We start from the raw sequence: 21,445 nt of genomic DNA on the forward strand, positions 1-21,445 counted from the left end.
TTTAAACAATTGACATTTTTAATTATACTATTAACAGGGTTATTATCTAAACAGTGAGATTTACAAGAATACGATGTTCGTAATAATCCAGTCATAGATCAGAGAGGCTGAGGAGGAATAAGATGAAAATCAAAGAAAAAGCAACAGAACTTTCTTCCGTCCAGCTGATTGTTCTTTTCTATTTTGCGGCTGTAGTATTATCGACGGTTCTGTTAAGTCTTCCGATTGCCCATCAAGCTAATGTTGAATGGAACTTTATAGATGCTTTATTTACAGCTGTAAGTGCAATTAGTGTTACAGGACTAACTGTCGTTTCTACTGCAGATACGTTCAGTACAACCGGCACGTACATCCTAGCTTTTGTCCTTCAATTCGGTGGAATTGGGATTATGACTCTTGGCACTTTTATTTGGTTATTAATGGGGAAGAAAATAGGAATGAAAGAACGTCAGCTTATTAGTACAGATCAAAATCGTGGTACATTAGCTGGCCTTGTAAGTTTAATGAGGCAAATCCTCGGGCTTATTCTCTTATTTGAAGCGATAGGGACAATTATTCTTGGGATCTATCTGCTAAAGTATTATGATACGTGGCAAGACGCCTTTTTGCAGGGATTCTTTGCTTCAGTAAGTGCTACGACAAATGCAGGGTTTGATATTACTGGGAGTTCACTTATTCCATATGCAAATGATTATTTTGTGCAATCCATTAACATGATTCTGCTTATATTAGGCGCAATAGGGTTCCCTGTTCTTATCGAACTGAAGGATTACTTATTCCAAAAGAAAGAAACGGTAGCGTACCGCTTTACGTTGTTTACAAAGGTTACGACGGTTACTTTCTTTGCTCTAATCTTAATCGGTACCGCCCTTATCTGGATTTTAGAAGCAGGAAATTTCTTGGCTGATAAGTCATGGGATCAATCGCTATTCTATTCATTGTTTCAATCTGTTACAACGAGAAATGGTGGTCTCGCAACTATGGACGTGAGTGAATTCACTCTGTCTACGCAGTTAGTGTTAAGTTTACTTATGTTTATTGGCGCATCTCCAAGCAGTGTCGGCGGAGGGATTCGAACGACTACTTTTGCTGTTGCTGTATTAACAGTCGTTCACTTCGCAAGAGGTCGAAAAAGTGTCAAAGTTTTTGGGAGAGAGCTTTTACATGATGATATTATCAAATCGTTTATCGTCATTTTTACAGCGACTGGTCTTTGTGGTTTGGCAGTCGTTAATCTTTCAGCAACAGAACCATTCTCATTAACTGCCATTGTATTTGAAGTGACTTCAGCCTTTGGTACAACGGGTTTATCCCTTGGCATCACTCCTGAACTAAGTACTGCGGGTAAATGGGTTATTATCTTTCTCATGTTTGTTGGAAGAATTGGGATTATATCGTTTCTACTGATGATGCGAGGAAATGCTCCTCTCGAACGTTACCATTACCCAAAAGAACCTATTATTACCGGATAATGAGGCTAATGTAACAAATATATCTATATGAATACGTTTTCAATAATGGCGTTATTTTCCTCTCAGTAGGGGTATATCCATACTACTTCAAATACTGAGGAGGAAAGTATCATGTATACCAAAATTGTAGTAGCTTATGATCGTTCTGAGGATAGTGAAAAGGCTCTCCACCAGGCAGTTAAATTAGCAGAACTAAGCAAAGCTTCTATTCATTTAGTACATGTTGCGAAAGAATCACATAAACTTTCAGCTCAACCGGCGACGAGAATTCCTTATGGCACTGGAAGTATCGGTAATGAAGGACATGCTGGTGTCCCCACACCGATTCCTGAAGAGCAAAGTGGCGTATCGGTTGAACGAAGTGATGGAGAAGCAATGCTTCGAGAAGTGAAAGAAACGCTGCATCATATGGGTGTGAATGTTTATTCCGATGTAAGAAGTGGCGATCCGGCGAAAGAAATCGTGGATCTAGCCGTTATGACAGAAGCAGATTTAATCGTTATCGGGAGTCGAGGGTTGAGTGGGATTAAAAAATGGATGCTTGGAAGCGTAAGTGAGAAGGTTGCTCAACAATCGCCATGTCCTGTCCTCATTATAAAATAGATAGCCTGGGAAACCAGGCTTTTTTCTTTGGACAAAAAGTTAATTATTATTAACTTTAAGTTAGGTTTACTTAACATTTTGTTTGGTGTAGAATACATATAAAGGAAATGTGAGAGAGGGGTTCAGGTGACATTACAAAATCGAATTAGAGAACTAAGAGCTCGTTTTCAGTTAACGCAGCAGCAGCTTGCTTCAAAAGTAGGGGTAACGAGACAAACGATCGCAGCTGTGGAAAAGGGTGAGTATGTTCCGTCATTATTACTAGCTATGAATATTTGTAGAGAATTTGACATGTCGGTGGAGGAAGTATTTCAACTACAGGGGGAATCGGAGTGAAATTATCTTTCGTTTATTTAATGAACTTGGTTATACTTGGTCTGTTTGGTTGGGCAATGGTTACTTATTTCGATGCAGCTTCGCAATTTCAAACTATAATAAGTGGAGACGGAAATGAAGTTACGATTAACCTACTCCCTGTTCTTTTGACTATTTTGATCACGAGTTTTATTGGCTTTATATTCACTCGTAGTAAGAGAAGAAAGAATAAGGGTTGGAAAGAAGCGCTTTTGCTTCCTTCCGAACTGTGTGAAGATGATGAACGGGAAAAAGCTTTAACCGCCCATGCGTGTCGCAATGCTTATATTGGGATGATGTTTGTCACGCCTATTTTAATTGCAGCAATGACTTTTCAACCGTTTATATCTCATTATTTTTCAGCCTACCCGATCCTAATATTGCTACTATTGCCGTTCGTTCAGGTTAGTGTTTTTTATTTTTCTCTTCGGAGGAAGTTAAAGTAACGTTTACCAGCAGAGCTTTAGCGTTAATTCACTGCAATTATCTTGATTACCTGCTGTGAGATCGACGCGAATGGCGTCTGGCGTATAAGCTATGTGAAAGGGAGAAGTCACGCCAGCACGTTGAATCAGCATATGAACATGGGAATGATCATTTTTCTGAGCGGCGTCTTTTAATTCATGAGCAAATTGAGCGTCGTTTTCCACTTTATTAAGCAGCTTCTCTCCATCTGTCATTAGCTTCGAACACGTCTCGGCTGATTTTTGGAAACGAGTCACTTCAATTGGAGGGAAAGGGCGATAATAAGAGGGATAACAAGGTGAATACGGATTAGGCCATTCGTTGTATCTGTAATGTTTAAATGACATCATAGGCCTCCTGAATATGTGATGCTATTACCCTATGGTTTTATAAAAAAAGGGGTGCATCTTTCTTTAATTTGTGAAATTTGATTACAACAGGTTACAATAATTCAGAAGACGTTTGGAGAAGGAGCATGGTGTTTTGAAGAAATACGTTATTTTTACGATCAGTCTTATTAGTTTCTATTTCATTTTGAATTTAATCATTGGTTCGATTGTTAATGCTATATTTCAACCAGATTGGTTGATGGCCTGGGCTAAGGGGCAACAGGTGACAGGCACCGTTACGTTTGGCCTTCTATATAATCCTATTGATCTTATAAGTTTGATTTTGTCGCTAGTGATCAGTGTTATCATTACATCTAAAGTCAAACCTTCTTAAATCGTGCCGAGGCACGATTTTTTATTTTTATGGTGTTTGAAGGCATTGTTCATAAAAGAATAGAATGATTAACTTGTGAAAAAGAACAAAGGTAGGATGAAAATGACTGAGTAAGGAGGTTTTTTGATGAAGATAATGCAAATAAAAAAGGGTTTTCCTTATGATCTTCTACTTGATGCTGATCCATCTCTCGATCATATTGAACGTTATCTAAAAGTTGGGAGTTGTTATGTTGCGGTTGAGGAGCAAGAAGTGATGGGAGTCTATGTGTTAGTAGAAAAAGAAAAGGAAATAATGGAGATCATGAATATAGCAGTAAGGGAGGATAGAAGGGGAAACGGAATAGGAAAAAAGCTTATTAACGATGCTATCCAAAGATCAGAGGCGCTTGGAGCGACTACGATAGAGATTGGCACGGGTAATTCAAGTCTGGATCAATTAGCTCTCTATCAAAAATGTCACTTTCGAATAACAGATGTTATTGAAGGTTTTTTTGATAGCTATCCTGAAACGATTATAGAAAACGGTATTCCTTGTCGGGATATGATTCGGTTAAGCTATAGCAAAATATAAATTGACTTTTCCATTGTCTAATCGGAGTAAATGGAGTTTTCTGTAAGTTTTCTCGTCACTTAAATAGAAGAATGACTTTAAATCAATGGGCAGGTGTTTGTTCCGGAGGAGTTGAGATAACAAGTGATTATAGCGAACAACTAGAAAGGCTATCAGAAGCAAAAAACAAAAATATCTTAAAACACTGTCTCACAAGGGTAGTCTCTTTTACTGAGGTAAAGCAAAGGTTTATTTACAAGAAGATAACTAGTTTTTTTGCGACAAGGCAAAAGGAATTACAGGTCAGGCAGTGGTCATTGATGGAGGATACACGGCACAATAATGGATTCAATTAGTGAAAGAGAGTTAAATCTTTTCTCTCTAAAAAAACTTGTAAACGCTTTCCTTTTGTTTGTAAAATAGAGAAGAATGGAGGGGAGAACATGAAAGATGTTTTTATTTTGGAGGGTGCCAGAACGCCATTTGGAACGTTTGGAGGTTCACTTAAAGATATTAGTCCAACTGACTTAGGAATTACGGCAAGCAAGGAAGCGCTAGTAAAAAGCGGGATAGAGGCTAGTGAAATTGATCTTTCTGTTATTGGGAATGTGATTCATTCAACATCAAATGCTTCTTATCTCGCACGTCATATTGCTCTTGGAACAGGAATACCGATCGAGAGCCCTTCACTAACAGTGAATCGTTTATGCGGTTCTGGAATGCAGGCCGTCATATCAGCTGCTCAATCTATTATGATGGGAGACGGTCAAACGGCCCTTGCCGGCGGAGCGGAGAATATGAGCTTATCGCCTTATACGTTAAGAGGAAATCGTTTTGGAGCTAAAATGGGTGCTCCTAAAATGGATGATATGCTGTTGGCTACGTTAACAGATGAGTATACTGGAACAGGAATGGGGATAACGGGAGAGAATCTTGCAGTAAAGTATGGGATTTCTAGAGAAGATCAAGATGAGTATGCAACCCGAAGTCAGCAAAAAGCAGCCGAAGCAAGAGAGAAAGGCATTTTTGTGGAGGAAATCGCCCCTGTTGAGATAAAAGGGAAGAAGGGGGTTGAAAGCTTTGCGATTGATGAGCATATTCGAGAAGGTACTACAGAAGATAAGCTAGCTAGTTTAAAGCCAGCTTTCAAAAAAGATGGAACTGTCACTGGTGGAAATGCAAGTGGAATTAATGATGGGGCAGCTTCGGTCGTATTAGCAGGAACAGATTACGTTACGTCTAAAAATCTCAAGCCTCTTGCTCGAATCGTTTCTTGGGGAATAGCGGGAGTAGATCCTTCAATCATGGGGATTGGTCCTGTTCCTGCCATTCGACAGGCACTAGATAAAGCAGGTATGACATTGCAAGATATGGACTTGATTGAAGTAAATGAAGCTTTCGCAGCTCAGTATCTGGCTGTTGAAAAGGAGCTAGAGCTTGATCGCTCACGAGTGAATGTAAACGGGGGTGCCATCGCGTTAGGACACCCAGTTGGAGCAAGTGGGACACGTGTTCTTTATACTCTCATAAAAGAATTAAAGCGCAGAAATGGAAGATATGGTGTTGCCTCCCTGTGTATTGGCGGAGGACAAGGTATTGCCGTAGTAATCGAAATTAGTTAATTTGTCAGAAAAGATTGCCAATTCACACGATGTTGCGTATACTAAAAGTATTAACTAACGGAAAGGGGCTGTGCATTATGGTAAATAACAAAAAGAATTCATCGTTAATTGCATATTGTGCACAGTCCCATTGGTAGGGTAGGAACCTTTTCTTACTTCTGATTAATAAGATCAAAAACCATGGGCTGTGCGACTGTGTCTATGGTTTTTTATACTTTATCAGCTAATTACTTACGCTGATTGTATGATAAAAGCCGACATCATTGTACGGCTTTTTGTCATATTTACACTTATTAATCAGGAGGCTTTCAATTGAAACGAATAAAATTAGGATGGAATTCATACTTTGAAGAAAATTATCAAGCTATGACAGAAGATGGACTTATACCAGCTCGAGTTAAAATGGAACATCGTGGAGGTTACAGCGTTTCAACAGGAGAAAGTTCTTATGCAGCAGAACTTTCAGGTAAGTTCCGATTTGAAGTAACACAACGTGATGCTTTGCCAGCGGTTGGTGACTGGGTACTGATTACTCCAAAATCAGAGAATAAAGCGATCATTCATCAGTTGCTCCCAAGAAAAAGTAAGTTCTCTCGAAAAATTGCTGGAACGACGACAGAAGAGCAAATTATCGTAGCGAATGTCGATACGGTTTTTCTTGTAAACGCATTAAATCAGGATTTTAATCCAAGTCGAATTGAGCGATACCTTTTGATGGCATGGGAAAGCGGGGCAAACCCCGTTATTGTTCTAAGTAAAGCAGATCTTTGCGATAACGTCATGGAGAAAGTGAATGCATTAACTGGGGTCGCAGTTGGAGTACCAATTCATGTGGTTAGTTCAGCGACTGAGATTGGGATTGATGAATTAACTCCTTATTTAATTGAGGGAACGACAACCGCTCTTCTTGGTTCGTCAGGAGCAGGAAAGTCCACGCTTATAAATAAGTTATACGGACAAGATATTCAAGTTGTCCAAGACATTCGTGAAGAAGACGGTAAGGGTAAACATACGACGACAAGTCGAGAACTGATTTCTCTTCATACCGGAGGCGTACTGATTGATACGCCAGGTATGAGAGAACTTCAATTGTGGGAAACGAATAACCTGTCTCAGAGTTTTCCTGATATAGAAAGCCTTGCGGAACAATGTTATTTCAGGGATTGCAAGCACGAAGGTGAACCAAAATGTGCTGTAAGAAATGCTATTTCTGATGGAACGCTAGAAGAAAGAAGGTTTGAGAATTATAGTAAGTTCAACCGAGAGCTTGCTTTTCTTGAACGTCAAACGAATAAGAAGGCTCAGCTCGAGGAAAAGAAAAAGTGGAAAAAAATCGCTGGAGATCGAACTAGAAAGCATCGCTAGGCTCTTTAATTTAGGAAGGAGTAGATGAGATGACGGATGAGCGTTCAATTTTAAACGAATATGCTTCATTGACGAACTGGTTAGAAACGACGGCGATGGAGATGAGTGAGGAAGTGTTTTTTAAGCCTATTAAATCAGGTAAATGGTCTCCAGCTGAAATTCTCTCTCACATCATGAAATGGGATGATTATCTATTAGAAGAGCGAATTCCATACATGAAGAGTGAAGCGATTTTGCCAAAGCTTGAAAAGGTAGAAGCAGTGAACAATCGTGCAGCCAAATTTGCTAGATCTGGGGTTACCCAAAAGGAATTAGTGAAGGAAACGATAAAATCAAGAAAACGAGTAGTCGAGAGACTTCTAGAATGGCGCCCATTCGAATGGGAAAACACGTTTTATATTGATAAGTATCCTCTCTGTCTAACAAGTTATATTAAAGGATTAATTGAACACGATGAGCATCACAAACTTCAAATAGAAGTTTTTATGAATGAACAGGGAATACCTCACTCTCTTTTCTTAACATAGTTGTGAAAGGTATCGGATAATAAAAAGAGGCACGGGAGAGTCTAAAAGGTGGAGGTGAGAAAAATGGCAAAACATAAAGCAAACCCCACTACAAATGGACTTGCTTCATCTCAGCCAGAAGGACAAGGAACTGGTATTGAAGTTGGAACAGCCCGTGATTCTCAAAGAAAAAAGAAAAAGAAGTAACCAAAAAACGCTGCCTCGCACGAGGTAGCGTTTTTTTTTGATTATTTGTCTTTATCTGTCCAACGAAGAATTGTTCCCCGGGAGGATCGGTGTTTGAATGGAAATCATTATCGCCAACTATTAGTAAATTGCTGCGAATTGTCTCACGTGTAATGTATTCAAGACACTGATTAGGCGACTTGTCCCTTCTAAGAGCTGCTCTTTTGTTACATAAGAAAGCGGTAGTCTCATTCTTACAGCATGCTCTTGCTTATGTGGCACAAGCAGGACGTTTGATTCTAGTAGCGTATCAAATAATTCCTGGCGATTAAGTGATGGCTTGAAATCAAACCAAATAGAGGTAGGGTCTTCTATTTGAAGTATCGTTATGTGATCTTTAAGAGTATTAAGCTTATGCAGGACTTTCTGCTTTCGTACATACAGTTGGTCTTGGATCGTATCAATATGATCATGAAGTTCATCAGAATTTAAAATGTTATCAACGATTTCGAGCAATACCGGAGGAGGAGTCATGCAAAGTTGCATTTGAACCTCTTGTATTCGGTTTACTACATGCTCTGGCCCAAGAACCCATCCTAAACTTAGGCCGGGGGCTATGCCTGTGAAGTGGCCAATCTGAACAACAAATTCACGATTCGATCCTAATTCAAAAAAAGAAGGGAGAACGTTTCCTACAGAATTAGTAAGTAATGATGTTTCAACAATTTCGAGAATAGGAATGCCTACTTTCTCACATTGAGAAAGCAGTTTTTTTCTTTGTTGTAAAATAGTTGAATGACTTAAGGAATGATCGTAAATGTTGTTGGAGTTGGCAATTACAAGTTTAATGCTTTCTTTTTGAAACATGTTTTGTGTTAATGGCTTGTCTGTTGAATACTTAATAACTCGGATCCCTGAGACAATTAGGATATTTAAGTGTGAGTAATTCACAGGTTCTTCCATAGCTATCGCATCCCCAGGGTTTAGAAAACATTTAACTGATAAGAGCATCGCTTGTTCAAGGCTTGATGTGAGGACCATGTGTTCACTTAGAGATGATTGTTTCATAAACCGACAGATCGAGTGAGTGACGCGCTCTTTCGTTGGTGGAGCATTATCAAGCTTAGTTGTAAAAGGTGTTAATTCATGAGCAGATTTTGCCAGGCATAAATCTTCCGCTATTGATCCTGATATTAGATTTATTAATGATGGGTCTTTTAAATACTCGTAATGTTTTCCATACAAAGAAGAGTCTTCAGCTAAATGTTGATTTCGTAGTTTATTCCATGTCATTGAATGATCAGGAATTAAATCTGCAGCCTCAGAACTTACGCGTGTGCCACTTCCTTGTCTGGATGTTACATAGCCATTTGCACGTAATTCGGCGTATGCTGTCGTAACGGTGCTCCGATTCACACCTAGTTGGACAGCCAGGTCACGCTCAGCTGGAAGGGCATTACCAGTTTGAAGAGATCCATTTATAATCGAATTCTCATAGTAATCAACGATTTGTTTGTACAACGGTTTGCTGCTCTCTGGATTGAGTATAAATCTCGCCATTGTCCACCACCTCACTCCTATTATAGTGAATTTTAGATAAAATTGTATAAAATTTTCAAAAAAATTAACAATTAAATATTCTCTATAAACACAGGTTTTAAGCCATTTGACGGATATTTTTGTAGGAAAAGACAAATTGGATGGTATACTTTTGGCTAAATTGGATGGTTACAGAAAGTTTTTTGAAATTTAAAATAAATTTAATCATTCAGTTAATTGTTAATATTCAAACGAATAGTCGGCATTGGTTTACATAGGTTGAGTGATATGACCTCCCTGTTATAGATCTCACAACGTTTTCCGTCGAATGTATTCGTTTGAATGATTAACTGTGAAGAGTCTACATTGTGCTAGATCTTCAACTGAATGGTACAAACAAATAGGGGGTAACACAATGAAGAAAAAGTTTTCGCTTCTGCTTTCGGTCATCTTGTTGTTAAGCCTTTTCCTTGCAGCGTGTTCTGGTAACTCAAACACGTCTAGTAACTCGAACAGTGAGGGAGAAGCAACCAGCGGAGACAGCGATAGCTCTGAGGGATCAGCTGAACAGGTGCTAAATTTAACGGATACACAGGATATACCGACTATGGATTCAACACAGGCTACAGATACAGTAGCATTTAACGCAATGAACCAGGTATTTGAAGGGCTGTATCGTCTAGATAAAGACAATAAGCCAGTTCTAGGTATGGCAGCTGAAGAGCCACAAGTTGAAGAAAAAGACGGAGAAACTGTTTATACTTTCAAGATTCGTGATGATGCGAATTGGTCTGATGGTACTCCAGTTAAAGCAGATGATTTCGTTTATGCATGGCACAAAATTATTCACCCAGATACTATGGGCGGATATGCATCAATGATGGGTGCTGCAGGAATTAAGAATGGTAACGAAATTATCACTGAAGGCGATCCTTTATACGGTAAGGTAGAAGAGCTTGGTGTTAAAGCAGTAGATGAGAAAACACTTGAAGTAGTAGTGACTCAAGAGGTTCCTTACTTCTTCGACCTTTTAACATTTGCATCTTTCTATCCACAGCCAAAAGACTTTGCTGAAGAGCAAGGCGAAAACTATTCTCTTGAATCTGATACAATGCTTTACAACGGTCCATTTACACTAGCTGAATGGAATCATGGCGACGGTTGGAAGCTTGCTAAAAATGATGGGTACTGGGATGCAGATACAGTACAACTTAAAGAAGCGAATTACAAAATCGTAAAAGACGAAGCAACTCGAGTTAACCTTTATGAAACTGGAAAAATTGATCGTGCTGGTCTTAGTGCAGATTTCGTTGATCAGTTTAAAGATCGCGAAGATTTCACAACAATTCTTGATACAACTATTTACTTCCTTCGTATGAACCAGAAGAACGAAGCACTTGCGAACAATGACATTCGTAAAGCGCTATACCTTTCTTATGATCGCGACGGTCTAGTAAATGTATTGCTTAACAATGGTTCAGTAGCTGCTCGCTATCTTGTACCAAAAGAATTCCTATTCTTTAACGATGAAGATTTCCGTGCACCAGCTCCAGACGGCTATCTTGCAGATCAAACAGCAGACGATGCTGCTGAGTACTGGAAGAAGGGGCTAGAAGCTCTAGGTACTGACAAAGTTGAACTTGAATTCCTTACAACTGATAGTGACCTTGCATCCAAAATTGCAGAGTATGCGAAAGATCAGTTTGAGTCTAAGTTAGACGGTCTTACAATTACAATTAACAAACAGCCTTGGAAGCAGTTCCTTGATCTTGAAGATGCAGGAGACTTTGATATCTCAACTGGTGGTTGGGGACCAGACTATCCAGATCCAATGACTTACATTTACATGTTTGAAACAGACGGCGCTTATAACCGCATGGATTATTCTAACGAAGAGTATGACAAGCTAGTTTCAGATGCAAAAACTGAAACGGATGAGCAGAAGCGCTGGGAAATGATGCAAGAAGCTGAGCGTATTCTAATCGAAGAAGATACAGCGATCTTACCAACTTATCAAGGTGGTTCCGCTATTATCATGAAAGACTACGTGAAAAACTACCACATCCACAAGTTTGGTGCTGATTCTTCTCTTAAATGGGTAACAATCGAGAAGTAATCCTAAAAAGCGCGAGCCGAGAGGCTCACGCTTTTTATTTGGTGTGAAAAGGAAAAGTTTGATCATGGCTCTTTAATAAATGATTGTCATCTTGTCTCATGTGTCGTCTGGTTATTGATAAACAAATGCGGCAATCTTCGATGATGTGTATGCTGTTCGAAGACGTAAGCAAGTTTAATAAGCTGTGGTTCACTAAATGCTTTACCAGTCAGAGTGATGCCAAAAGGTTTGTTATTAGAAGTGAAACCAGCTGGTACGGTTATAGAAGGGTAACCTGCTTTTGCGGGAAGTGTTGAACCGTAAGAGCCTGCGAATAGTAATAAATCTAGATCTTCTCTTTCCATAAGTTGATCAATACCTTCATCCTTTGCGTATTTGAAATCTTGGAGTCGACTTTTAAGATAGGATGGATCAAATAATGTTCCTTGCGTTTGGTTTGATTCGATAAGAAGCGATTGACCAAATGGCAGAGAAGTCGACTGATTTTGGTTATAGTAATCAATAATTGTTGATAGATCTAGTGGAACAGAAGAGGTTGTTTCCTTAGCAAGGTAGCTGTTCACCCCTGATTTGAATTCGTGGAGAAGGACCTGGTAGTCTCTCTCTAACGCTTCCTGATATGGACTTATTTCTTTCACTTCTACAATAGAGCAACCTATCGTTTTAAGATCTTCCATGGCTTTAGCCAATTGTTCTTGTTCTTCCTGATGCATCGCATCATAATAGCCTTTTTTAACGACACCTATTCTTAAATTCTCAAGTAATGTAGGGAAGAGATATGGCGTATAATCATGGTACTCAGGTACAAAATGCGTCGCTTGATCTTGTGAATCCTTTCCTGATAACACACCGAGAAGGATTGCAGCATCAGTGACATTGCGTGTCATTGGGCCAGCGGTATCCTGTGAATAAGAAATAGGAATAATTCCAGTCCGGCTAATAGATCCCACGGTTGGTTTTATACCAACACCAGCATTAGAGCTTGATGGGCTAAGAATAGAGCCATTTGTTTCTGTTCCTACAGCAGCCGTAGCGAAATGACAGGCAACAGCTACAGCAGAACCAGAGCTCGATCCTCCGACGTCAAGTGTTCCAGGCCCATAGGGATTAAAGACTTGACCGCCTCTTGAACTAAATCCATTAGGCATTGTTTCACTCATGAAATTAGCCCATTCGGTCATATTGGTTTTCCCGAGAATCACAGCACCAGCGTGGCGAAGATTTTTTACTAGAAAAGCGTCATTTTTGCCATAAGAAGAAGCTAATGCCATAGAACCTGCACTTGTATGCATGTGGTCATCGGTGTTGATGTTATCTTTGAGCAGGATTGGGATTCCGTGTAATGGACTTCTGGGTCCATTTTGTTTGCGTTCACGATCAAGAGATTCTGCAATAAAAAGGGCGTCAGGATTGATTTCTAGTATAGCGTTTACTCGTGGATTATAATTTGCGATTTGTTCAAGATAGTACTGTACGAGCTGGAGAGAAGTAAGGTTGTCTTCTAACATTGCTTGCTGAAGATCAAGGATCGTTGATTTTTCTAACCATTCTAATGACAGCATATAGTATCCCCCATGAGAATCCTTTTTGTAACTATTTCAACAAAAATTGGTAAAATCCTTTTGCAATAGTCAGTTCTTGAGCGTTCGTTTTCAATTCACATAAAAAACCCGAATCTCTTTGTAAGATTCGGGTTTTGATATTTATGCAACTCTCGTTTGACGAGCAAACCAAGGTTTTAATTTTATAAAGAAGGCAACGAATATACTTGCTATAATAGCGCCTTTTACAAGGTTGAATGGTGTAATTCCTGTTAATACGAGAGCCTGACGAGCTGATGAAGACATTTCTTCAAAGCCCATAAACCACGTATATGCTGGAAGAATAATTAAATAGTTCAACAGTCCCATCACTGCCGACATTAGAATCGTTCCGAGCGTCAATCCCAGTGCTAACCCTTTCTGAGTTTGATTAAATTTACGGAAGATTAAAGAAGTTGGTACGATCAAGAAAACTCCTGCAATGAAGTTTGATATTTGACCAATTGGTACTCCGGTGAAGCTTCCTTGAATTCCAAAGTGAATGAAATTCTTAATCGCTTCTACAAGTATCCCAGCAACTGGACCATACAGAATGGCAACAAATAGTGCTGGAATTTCACTGAAGTCTATTTGTAGAAAAACAGGAAATCCAGGCAGTGGAAAATCTAAAAGCATTAACAAGTAAGAAATACTGCTGAACATCGCAACGACAATCATACGTTGCGTTTTTGAAACACTTTTCATTTTGACATTGCTCCCTTTTTTTCGAACCACCGAAAAAGGAGATGTGGCCCCAGTGCACACAAAAAACCATGAGTATGGGGCTCATGGTTACGGCATGGGGAAATAAGCAAGCTTCTGTTATAATTCAAAGAAAGCTTACTACTCCACCATCTTCTCCCATCCAGACTATACTGTCGGCTCTGGAATCACACCAGATCCTGCCCAAATTACAGGCTCGCGGGCTTGAGGAATTACTTATCCTTCACCGCCGGTCGGGAATTACACCCTGCCCCGAAGATAGTTCGTTATAATATTTACAAGTTCATTATACAGCGAAAGTAGCGATATCTCAATGAAAACATCTTGAACATATGCTATTTTGTGATAACGCTTTCTTTTTAGGGGGGCTAGCAGAGACATAAACTTAAAAGCTCTCCATCTTTGAAGAGGGAGAGCTTAAAATAAAGCGCTATTATTTTTTCTCAGAGAGCCACGTTGCGACCTTTTCAGCGTCTCCACCTTGGATGACACCAGCAGGCATACCGCCGCCTTTACCATTCTTAATTATTTCTAGAATTTCATCTTTTGAATACTTGCCACCTACTGCTTCAAGAGCAGGACCAGCACCGCCTCCAAGGTTTTCACCATGACATGACGCGCAGTTTTGAGAGAAGATTTTCTCGGCTTCTCCTCCAGCTGAATCTCCACCGCCTTCTTCAGACTGTTCACTATGGCCGGCTTCATTTCCACCAGCATGTTCTTCGGTTGTGGATAGCCAGTATGTAAAGCCTACAACCATAACTAGGAACAAAATTATTGCAGTAATATATGCGGATGATTTTCCCATTCTGTTCACCTCCTGTATCCTCATCTTTATCATACTTTTCAAACATTCAATTATCAAATATATTTTGCTTATTTCTTCCTGAATTATGTATGCGTTTCTATGATCACTAGTGAAAAAATCTTCTATTTTGGGGTGCGGATTCATAGACATAGAGTATGACGTTTAAGGAGCGGGGGGACAGGAAATGAAGAGCAGCTCACGCATGCTGTTTAGTGATACAAGCAGTAGACAAATTAGGTTTGTTTCTTTCTTTTCAATTGTAGGACTTATTCTCCTGTTTATTGTAGCAGGAATGATTTCCTCATCAGAAACGAAGTATCAACTCTCCTCTTCTGTGTTACATGATTGGATTACAAGTTTCTCGACTGAAGCTCTCGTTTATGGAATGGGGACGGAAAACCATTACTTGACTCAAGTACTACCAGAGGAAAGTGAGCCGCCAGCGCTGTCCTTAGTTGCCTTTCAGTTTATTACGAGTGTGAAACCCGGGGATATACGTAGTCTTTTGGGTGGGGAGCTACCAGGGTTTGCATTATATGATGCTAAAATCCACGTAGCCGGTGAAGGGACGAATTTCACTAATCTCCCTATTGAATCAACTCCTGCATTAGATGAATTGTTAAAAGAACGTGAAGTTCCAACTGAAAAATTACAGATAAATGATTCCAAGGATCAAGTAACACCTCCTCTTCAAACAACAAATGGCCGAAAAGTAGCTTTTATTTATCACTCTCATAGTTATGAATCATATCTGCCATTACTAGGACTTGAAGGCAACAAAAATGCAAATCTTGCAAATGATGGAAAAACGAATATTACGTTAGTTGGTAAGATGCTCGGAGAAGAACTGGCTGAGAGAGGGATTGGAGCAAAAGTAGATGATTCAAATATAGGCGCACTTTTAAATGAAAAAGGTTGGGAACACGGTAAAGCATATGATGTGTCTAGAACAATCGTACAATCGGCTGTGGCAGGAAATGATGATTTTAATTTGTTTATTGATATTCATCGAGACTCCTTAAGAGAAAAAGATACGACAGTGACAATTAACAATGAGGAATATGCTCGTACGGTCTTTGTTATTGGAGAAGAGAATCCAAATTACGAGAAAAACTTAGCACTTGCAAAGGATTTACATGTAGAATTAAAGACCAAGTATCCTGGGCTCAGCAGGGGAGTTATTGGTAAAAAAGGTCAAGGGGTAGACGGTATCTACAACCAGGACATATCTCCTAACGCTATGTTAATTGAAATAGGGGGCGTAGATAATAACCTCGAACAGCTGAGTCGAACAGTTAAAGCGATTGCGGATGTCGTTAGTGAACACTACTGGAAGACCCAAAAAGTAAATAACTAACAAAGCGCTGTGCATATGCACAGCGCTTTTAAGCAGCTTCTTTATTTAATGTTAGTAAGCTAGTCGCAATTCCAACTGCAAAAATAGTTATGGCAGAGTATAATGTAGCATTCAATCCAATCGTCTTTGAACCGATAATAATAACAACCCCATCGATGAGAAAGATAATGATACCAATATTCAATGAGAGGACACGGGAGATGAACTGAGCAAGCAGATCTGTTCCGCCGGTGCTTGTATCATATCTCAACATAATACCAATGCCTGATCCAACAAAAAAGCCGCCAAGGACAGCGCTAGTAAGGATCGGAAATGAAAACGTATATCGAAGGGGAGAGAGAATATCAATAAAAAATGAAGAAAGTAATAAACCATGAAGGCTATTGTAGAAGTAAGGCCGAAAATATAGAAACGCAATAATATAGAGAGGTACACTTAAACAAATAATGGTAAATCCTGTTTGATAGCCCCAAATGTATTTGATAATGAGGCCAATTCCGATCATTCCCCCATCGATGAGATGGTTCGGTACAAGAAAGGCGTTAATGCCAGCACCAACTAGGATGCTTCCAGATATTACTGCAGCGATTTTTTGATACATATCATACTCACCTGCTTGGTCGTGGTTGTATCATATTTATGTAAGAATGGCTGAGTTCATAACGGGTTTCTCTAATATCTGTTCAATAGCAATGGATTATCCCAAAATACTATGAAAACGTCTGTCTTCGGAGAGACATAGAAGAAAGTCGGAGGATTTAATGAAGTCAATCATCTCGTTATATCAATTAGAATATATATTTGTTATTTTGGGTTTTCTTGTCTCTTTTCTTACCTTCTATGGCGGGCTCTCATTCATCCGTCTTTTCTTAAAGAAAGAGCGTGAACAACCAAAATGGAAGATTGGGATAGTTTCATTCGTATTAGGAGTTTTCTTTTATTCTATTAATATAATGGTGAATCTATCTGTTTTGGAAATAAACGATAGAGAAGTGTTGGTGTTTCACGGACTGATTATTGTGTTATTAAGCAGTGTGATTAGTTATATTGTTATAAGGATAATTTTGAATAAAAATTGGAGAGGGCGATTTTTACTCAGGGGTGGATTCCTAGTAGCGGGAGGTATCTTTTTAACTTTTTTTATAGGGAACCTTGTGTATTTCAATAAAGTTATCGCATTCAATTTCGTTCAATTGATATTAGCTTTGTTGCTTATTATAGGGTTTTCTCTATGCATTGTTAGGTTTCTTCATCTTATGAATAGTGATGAAAACTTATTAATTAGTTTGGGCTGGAATGTGTTAGGTAGCCTTGCTTCAGGAACGGTCTTTTTATTTTTACCGTACCTCGTGTTTTATGGAATGATCGAGGAAAAGTTGATTATTAATCTCGATCAGCAAGGTGATCCCTATCTTATTGCACTTGCATTCAACCTGTTGTGTATCGGTCTACTTATTTATATTCCTGATCGGTATGGAGTTTTGAAACAAATGGAGCAGTCCGAACAGTTAGTCAAGCACGAGCAACAGTTTCAAACTTTGTTTCATCATAACCCTGATGCTGTATTTTCTGTTGATCCGAATGGAAAGTTTATAAGTGTAAATTTCATTGCTTCGGAATATACCGGCTACTCCATTTCAGATCTTAAGAGAATGACATTTGAAGATGTGGTCGCTCCGGAGAATGCAAATCTTGCTAAAGGTATGTTTAAGCGTTCTTTACAGGGAGAGGTTCATCAATTTGAGGTTCTAATAAAGACTAAAATAGGAGACTATAAAGAGCTATATATTTCCACAGTACCTATTATGATCAGTGGGCGTATTGTTGGTGTTTATGGGATTGCGAAGGATGTCACTGAGAACAACCGCGCAGAGAAAATGATTCATTATTTAGCTTATCATGATGAGCTGACGGGCATGGCAAATCGCAGATATTTTAATGAAGAGCTAGAACGTTTATTAATGCATGAAAATCAGGTTTCATTTGCGATTATGTTGCTCGATTTTGATCGATTTAAACGAATTAACGATTTATTTGGTCATGAATTCGGAGATCGAGTCATTCAAGCAATCGGAAAGCGTCTTTCTGAAGTATTAGATGATCGTTTTGTTGTTGCACGTCTTGGGGGAGATGAATTCACCATTATAGTGACAGGCAATTTGGGAGAAAGGGGTGTGTCACTTCTTGCACAGCATGTGCTTGAGTCATTTCAATATCCACTCTTAATCGATCATCAGGAATGTTTGTTGACGGCAAGTATTGGTATTTCGCTTTATCCGCAGCACGGGAAGGATGCAGCTGAGCTGATAAAGTATGCGGATATGGCGATGTATGATGTGAAAGACAAGAGCACCAATAACTACGCTTTCTATAAAGAAGAGATGAGTAATCAAACCTTACATAAGATCGTATTAGAAAACGATTTGCGTCGTGCCATTGATGAAGACGAGCTGATCCTACACTACCAACCTAAGATCAATACGAGGTCGAACAGTGTGATTGGATTTGAAGCGCTTGTTAGGTGGCAACACCCGTCTATCGGATTGATTTCTCCGGATGAATTTATCTCCGCTGCTGAAGAAACAGGGTTAATCATACCGATTGAGAAGTGGGTAATGAGTCAGGCTTGTCAGCAACTGAAAAAGTGGCAGTGTTATTTTGGAGAGAATCTAACGATGGCGGTTAATCTATCACAGCGCCATTTTTATCAAGAGGATATCGTTTGTACTATCTCCTCTATACTGCAAAATGTGGGGCTTGCGCCTTCGTCACTTGAATTGGAAATTACAGAAAGCATGGCTATGTTTAATGAAAAGGAAACGATCGAGAAATTGAACAGGCTAAGAGAGTTAGGACTAGAAATAAGTATGGATGACTTCGGAACGGGATATAGCTCGTTAAGTTATATGAACAAGCTTCCGATTAATCGCTTGAAAATCGATCGGTTATTTATTCGTGATATTACGAGTAACTCAGGAGACCTAGCCATCGTGACAACAATTATTTCAATGGCTCATCACCTTGGGCTTGAGATTATTGCAGAAGGGGTAGAAACGGAAGCGCAGCTACGGATTTTGCATGAGTTAGATTGTTATGAAGTTCAGGGATATTTTTATAGTAAACCTCTCTCGGTTGAAGGGGTAGAAGAGTATATGCATAGTTATATGAAGTGAATTTTTAAATTTGGACATTCAGAAAGGTGGAAACATATTCGAAACATGTACTAGTTAAGAGATTACGATTGAAAAAAGTAGGGTAGAAATGCTAACATCCGAGAAATGTTACTTTAATCAAATGTAGTACCATTGGTAGATAAATAATAAATCATCACTTTCTAGACAGGCCATTGGTCTGTCTTATTTTCATTTAACCACCCATTTATGTAATAAATTTACATTTTATGATGAGCACAAGAAAATTATACCACGTAGATTACAAAGTTGTTATTGGGAAATTCAAAGTGAAATAACGACTTATAAACTCATGTTTTCCTCTATATTTCCCAATACAAACATTAAGAATTCTGTGATAATCTACAAATGTACCAAAAATTCTCACTATTCTGAAACGGAGGAAATGAAATGAAAAAAGGAATTGCCGTTGTACTTGCAACAGGTCTTGCGTTTGGTTCAGCTCTCCCGTCTGCTTCTGCTGCTTCTTCTAACAACTTAAATGCGGAGCAGAAACAAGCCCTGGAAAAAATGGAAATTGTAAAGCAGGATTGGGAAAGTGAACGTAAGGTCCCTTCATTCCTTTCTGGTAAACTATCAGAAAAGAATGTGAAAACAGAGAAAGCCGTGAAATCATATCTTAAGTCAAACGAATCTCTCTTCAAAGTGAAAACGAAAGATTTGAAACTAGTGAATGAAACGACAGATGAGCTCGGAATGACACACTATGAATATGTTCAAACAGTAAAGGGTGTTCAGATCGACGGAGCAAAATTCATCGTACATACGGATGAAAAAGGCGAAGTTACAGCTGTAAATGGAGACCTTCATCCAGAAGCATCTAAGAATTATAAAGGAAGTTCAGATGTAAAGCTTTCTGATAAAGAGGCACTTGAGAAAGCATGGGATCACATTGATGTAAAACCACAGAACGTTGTGAGTGATGAACCAAGCTTTGTAAGAAAATCTGATGCTTTTGATATGGTAGAAAAAAGTGAGAAAGTTGTTTATGAGAAAGATAACAAGTACTACCTAACTTATAAAGTACAGCTTCAATTCATCGACCCTTATCCAGCAAACTGGCAAGTTTATGTGGATGCTCGCGATGGATCGATCGTAGACGCATATAATGCAGTGGCTGATGGAGCAGAAACAGGATACGGGTATGGCGTCCTTGGCAACTATAAGTCCCTCAACACGTATTATTCAAATGGCACCTACTACCTTTATGACACGACGAAGGCAATGAGCGGTGTGATTGAAACAAGAACAGCTAATAACGGAACATCCCTTCCAGGAAGCTATGCGGTAGATAGCAACAATGCGTTTACGTCTAGTTCTCAAGGTGCAGAAGTGGATGCTCATTACAATGCTGGTGTTGTGTATGACTATTACAAGAATACACATAATCGCAATAGCTTTAATAACAATGGAGCCACGATTCGTTCAACTGTACATTATGGATCGAATTACAACAATGCGTTCTGGAATGGCTCACAAATGGTTTACGGTGATGGAGATGGATCAGTATTCGCTCCGCTATCAGGTGCACTTGATGTAGTGGCTCATGAAATTACTCACGCCGTTACGGAAAGAACAGCTGGACTTCAATATCAGAACCAATCAGGGGCTCTTAATGAATCGATGTCGGACGTATTTGGCTACTTCGTTGAGCCAGGAGACTTCCTAATGGGTGAAGATGTCTATACACCTAACAAGGCAGGAGATGCATTAAGAAGTCTATCTAACCCAGAAGCGTATGGACAACCATCTCATATGGATGACTATTATTATACGTCTTCTGATAATGGAGGAGTTCATACGAACAGTGGAATTCCTAACAAAGCTGCATACCTAACAATTCAAAGCATTGGCAAAGCCAAGGCTGAGAAAGTTTACTATCGCGCACTAAGTCTCTATTTAACGCCTACAAGCAACTTTAGTTCAGCCCGTTCAGCACTACTTCAAGCGACATCAGATCTATATGGTACAGGTACAACATACAATGCTGTTGCAAGCGCCTGGAATCAAGTTGGAGTAAATTAAAGTTAGAGAAGGAAGAGTTCAAACATTGAACTCTTCCTTTTTTTGTTTCGTTCAAGCCAACGATCATGAGCACTTTAGGCAACAGTGAATTTTCGAGCATGATTCATAAAGTGCAGGAGATAGTAAAGAAGGTAGAGATCAGGTATGCTTTTACATTGTTTTGATCACCGCATGTTTATGAAACAGAAGTAAAAGGAATTTTCCAATACTGTGGGATATTGGTTATAATGAGAAGATACTTACGATCGGAGGCTCTAT

At 39.2% G+C, this 21,445-nt stretch carries 20 protein-coding genes and 1 riboswitch; of the genes, 14 read left to right on the forward strand and 6 right to left on the reverse strand.

Annotated elements, in window-relative coordinates; genetic code table 11:
• Positions 1 to 122 precede the first annotated feature (122 nt).
• The 4 genes from AC0VYV_RS03750 (at position 123) to AC0VYV_RS03765 (ending at position 2,875) form a co-directional block, all read left to right on the forward strand.
• Positions 123 to 1,472: a TrkH family potassium uptake protein gene (locus tag AC0VYV_RS03750; protein WP_475374449.1), complete on the forward strand. Its 1,350-nt coding sequence runs from the start codon at positions 123 to 125 to the stop codon at positions 1,470 to 1,472.
• A 111-nt stretch (positions 1,473 to 1,583) separates the two neighbouring features.
• A complete protein-coding gene (locus AC0VYV_RS03755) occupies positions 1,584 to 2,075 on the forward strand; it encodes a universal stress protein (RefSeq protein ID WP_475374450.1) in 492 nt (163 codons plus the stop codon).
• 126 nt (positions 2,076 to 2,201) lie between these two features.
• Complete coding sequence (locus tag AC0VYV_RS03760) at positions 2,202 to 2,411, forward strand: helix-turn-helix transcriptional regulator (protein ID WP_430246735.1); 210 nt, start codon at positions 2,202 to 2,204, stop codon at positions 2,409 to 2,411.
• Positions 2,408 to 2,875: a hypothetical protein gene (locus AC0VYV_RS03765; protein ID WP_475366576.1), complete on the forward strand. Its 468-nt coding sequence runs from the start codon at positions 2,408 to 2,410 to the stop codon at positions 2,873 to 2,875. The genes AC0VYV_RS03760 and AC0VYV_RS03765 overlap by 4 nt, the downstream gene beginning before the upstream one ends.
• Before the next feature lie 3 nt (positions 2,876 to 2,878).
• On the opposite strand, the gene AC0VYV_RS03770 is transcribed toward AC0VYV_RS03765, so the two are convergent.
• Complete coding sequence (locus AC0VYV_RS03770; protein ID WP_430246731.1) at positions 2,879 to 3,241, reverse strand: YuzC family spore coat inner layer protein; 363 nt, start codon at positions 3,239 to 3,241, stop codon at positions 2,879 to 2,881.
• Positions 3,242 to 3,377: 136 nt separating this feature from the next.
• On the opposite strand from AC0VYV_RS03770, the gene AC0VYV_RS03775 reads away from it, so the two are divergent.
• From AC0VYV_RS03775 to AC0VYV_RS03800, 6 genes are all read left to right on the forward strand, one after another.
• The gene (locus AC0VYV_RS03775; RefSeq protein WP_194219929.1) at positions 3,378 to 3,617 is read left to right on the forward strand and encodes a hypothetical protein; all 240 of its coding nucleotides are present in this window, start codon (positions 3,378 to 3,380) and stop codon (positions 3,615 to 3,617) included.
• A gap of 126 nt (positions 3,618 to 3,743) precedes the next feature.
• A complete protein-coding gene (locus AC0VYV_RS03780) occupies positions 3,744 to 4,190 on the forward strand; it encodes a GNAT family N-acetyltransferase (RefSeq protein ID WP_475366577.1) in 447 nt (148 codons plus the stop codon).
• A 422-nt stretch (positions 4,191 to 4,612) separates the two neighbouring features.
• Positions 4,613 to 5,791 (forward strand): thiolase family protein, encoded by a 1,179-nt coding sequence (locus tag AC0VYV_RS03785; RefSeq protein ID WP_475366578.1) that lies wholly within the window; start codon positions 4,613 to 4,615, stop codon positions 5,789 to 5,791.
• A gap of 366 nt (positions 5,792 to 6,157) precedes the next feature.
• Entirely contained in the window at positions 6,158 to 7,156 is a 999-nt protein-coding gene (gene rsgA, locus AC0VYV_RS03790) for a ribosome small subunit-dependent GTPase A (protein WP_475367450.1), read from the forward strand.
• A 29-nt stretch (positions 7,157 to 7,185) separates the two neighbouring features.
• On the forward strand, positions 7,186 to 7,683 hold the full coding sequence (locus AC0VYV_RS03795) for a DinB family protein (RefSeq protein WP_430246725.1): 498 nt from the start codon (positions 7,186 to 7,188) through the stop codon (positions 7,681 to 7,683).
• 63 nt (positions 7,684 to 7,746) lie between these two features.
• On the forward strand, positions 7,747 to 7,869 hold the full coding sequence (locus AC0VYV_RS03800; RefSeq protein WP_194219936.1) for a YuzL family protein: 123 nt from the start codon (positions 7,747 to 7,749) through the stop codon (positions 7,867 to 7,869).
• A gap of 120 nt (positions 7,870 to 7,989) precedes the next feature.
• Here AC0VYV_RS03800 and AC0VYV_RS03805 read toward each other — a convergent pair whose 3' ends face one another.
• The gene (locus tag AC0VYV_RS03805) at positions 7,990 to 9,408 is read right to left on the reverse strand and encodes an aminotransferase-like domain-containing protein (RefSeq protein ID WP_475366579.1); all 1,419 of its coding nucleotides are present in this window, start codon (positions 9,406 to 9,408) and stop codon (positions 7,990 to 7,992) included.
• Positions 9,409 to 9,802: 394 nt separating this feature from the next.
• Between AC0VYV_RS03805 and AC0VYV_RS03810 the strand changes: the two genes are divergently transcribed.
• On the forward strand, positions 9,803 to 11,503 hold the full coding sequence (locus AC0VYV_RS03810; RefSeq protein WP_194219938.1) for a peptide ABC transporter substrate-binding protein: 1,701 nt from the start codon (positions 9,803 to 9,805) through the stop codon (positions 11,501 to 11,503).
• 86 nt (positions 11,504 to 11,589) lie between these two features.
• Here the strand turns inward: AC0VYV_RS03810 and AC0VYV_RS03815 are convergent, their stop codons facing one another.
• The 3 genes from AC0VYV_RS03815 to AC0VYV_RS03825 form a co-directional block, all read right to left on the reverse strand.
• Entirely contained in the window at positions 11,590 to 13,065 is a 1,476-nt protein-coding gene (locus AC0VYV_RS03815; protein WP_475366580.1) for an amidase family protein, read from the reverse strand.
• A 141-nt stretch (positions 13,066 to 13,206) separates the two neighbouring features.
• Entirely contained in the window at positions 13,207 to 13,788 is a 582-nt protein-coding gene (locus AC0VYV_RS03820) for an ECF transporter S component (protein WP_242057313.1), read from the reverse strand.
• Positions 13,789 to 13,932: 144 nt separating this feature from the next.
• Positions 13,933 to 14,070, reverse strand: a riboswitch (FMN riboswitch).
• A 169-nt stretch (positions 14,071 to 14,239) separates the two neighbouring features.
• The gene (locus tag AC0VYV_RS03825; RefSeq protein ID WP_430246915.1) at positions 14,240 to 14,566 is read right to left on the reverse strand and encodes a c-type cytochrome; all 327 of its coding nucleotides are present in this window, start codon (positions 14,564 to 14,566) and stop codon (positions 14,240 to 14,242) included.
• Between the two features lie 232 nt (positions 14,567 to 14,798).
• On the opposite strand from AC0VYV_RS03825, the gene spoIIP reads away from it, so the two are divergent.
• Positions 14,799 to 15,971, forward strand: coding sequence for a stage II sporulation protein P (gene spoIIP / locus AC0VYV_RS03830; RefSeq protein ID WP_475366581.1), 1,173 nt, complete (start codon positions 14,799 to 14,801; stop codon positions 15,969 to 15,971).
• A 28-nt stretch (positions 15,972 to 15,999) separates the two neighbouring features.
• Here spoIIP and AC0VYV_RS03835 read toward each other — a convergent pair whose 3' ends face one another.
• A complete protein-coding gene (locus AC0VYV_RS03835) occupies positions 16,000 to 16,572 on the reverse strand; it encodes a YitT family protein (RefSeq protein ID WP_475366582.1) in 573 nt (190 codons plus the stop codon).
• A 655-nt stretch (positions 16,573 to 17,227) separates the two neighbouring features.
• On the opposite strand from AC0VYV_RS03835, the gene AC0VYV_RS03840 reads away from it, so the two are divergent.
• Both AC0VYV_RS03840 and AC0VYV_RS03845 read left to right on the forward strand, forming a co-directional pair.
• The gene (locus tag AC0VYV_RS03840) at positions 17,228 to 19,144 is read left to right on the forward strand and encodes a putative bifunctional diguanylate cyclase/phosphodiesterase (RefSeq protein ID WP_194219942.1); all 1,917 of its coding nucleotides are present in this window, start codon (positions 17,228 to 17,230) and stop codon (positions 19,142 to 19,144) included.
• 408 nt (positions 19,145 to 19,552) lie between these two features.
• Positions 19,553 to 21,187 (forward strand): M4 family metallopeptidase, encoded by a 1,635-nt coding sequence (locus AC0VYV_RS03845; RefSeq protein ID WP_475373314.1) that lies wholly within the window; start codon positions 19,553 to 19,555, stop codon positions 21,185 to 21,187.
• Positions 21,188 to 21,445: the final 258 nt, after the last annotated feature.

Source organism: Anaerobacillus sp. QJM3NY_17 (genome assembly GCF_056173665.1).

What these genes read in the sequence shown, in the direction of transcription:
- AC0VYV_RS03750 (WP_475374449.1), top strand. Translation starts at nt 123, where the DNA reads ATGAAAATCAAAGAAAAAGCAACAGAACTTTCTTCCGTCCAGCTGATT.
- AC0VYV_RS03755 (WP_475374450.1), top strand. Translation starts at nt 1,584, where the DNA reads ATGTATACCAAAATTGTAGTAGCTTATGATCGTTCTGAGGATAGTGAA.
- AC0VYV_RS03770 (WP_430246731.1), bottom strand. Translation starts at nt 3,241, where the DNA reads ATGTCATTTAAACATTACAGATACAACGAATGGCCTAATCCGTATTCA.
- AC0VYV_RS03780 (WP_475366577.1), top strand. Translation starts at nt 3,744, where the DNA reads ATGAAGATAATGCAAATAAAAAAGGGTTTTCCTTATGATCTTCTACTT.
- AC0VYV_RS03785 (WP_475366578.1), top strand. Translation starts at nt 4,613, where the DNA reads ATGAAAGATGTTTTTATTTTGGAGGGTGCCAGAACGCCATTTGGAACG.
- rsgA (WP_475367450.1), top strand. Translation starts at nt 6,158, where the DNA reads ATGACAGAAGATGGACTTATACCAGCTCGAGTTAAAATGGAACATCGT.
- AC0VYV_RS03795 (WP_430246725.1), top strand. Translation starts at nt 7,186, where the DNA reads ATGACGGATGAGCGTTCAATTTTAAACGAATATGCTTCATTGACGAAC.
- AC0VYV_RS03800 (WP_194219936.1), top strand. Translation starts at nt 7,747, where the DNA reads ATGGCAAAACATAAAGCAAACCCCACTACAAATGGACTTGCTTCATCT.
- AC0VYV_RS03805 (WP_475366579.1), bottom strand. Translation starts at nt 9,408, where the DNA reads ATGGCGAGATTTATACTCAATCCAGAGAGCAGCAAACCGTTGTACAAA.
- AC0VYV_RS03810 (WP_194219938.1), top strand. Translation starts at nt 9,803, where the DNA reads ATGAAGAAAAAGTTTTCGCTTCTGCTTTCGGTCATCTTGTTGTTAAGC.
- AC0VYV_RS03815 (WP_475366580.1), bottom strand. Translation starts at nt 13,065, where the DNA reads ATGCTGTCATTAGAATGGTTAGAAAAATCAACGATCCTTGATCTTCAG.
- AC0VYV_RS03820 (WP_242057313.1), bottom strand. Translation starts at nt 13,788, where the DNA reads ATGAAAAGTGTTTCAAAAACGCAACGTATGATTGTCGTTGCGATGTTC.
- AC0VYV_RS03825 (WP_430246915.1), bottom strand. Translation starts at nt 14,566, where the DNA reads ATGGTTGTAGGCTTTACATACTGGCTATCCACAACCGAAGAACATGCT.
- spoIIP (WP_475366581.1), top strand. Translation starts at nt 14,799, where the DNA reads ATGAAGAGCAGCTCACGCATGCTGTTTAGTGATACAAGCAGTAGACAA.
- AC0VYV_RS03835 (WP_475366582.1), bottom strand. Translation starts at nt 16,572, where the DNA reads ATGTATCAAAAAATCGCTGCAGTAATATCTGGAAGCATCCTAGTTGGT.
- AC0VYV_RS03840 (WP_194219942.1), top strand. Translation starts at nt 17,228, where the DNA reads ATGAATAGTGATGAAAACTTATTAATTAGTTTGGGCTGGAATGTGTTA.
- AC0VYV_RS03845 (WP_475373314.1), top strand. Translation starts at nt 19,553, where the DNA reads ATGAAAAAAGGAATTGCCGTTGTACTTGCAACAGGTCTTGCGTTTGGT.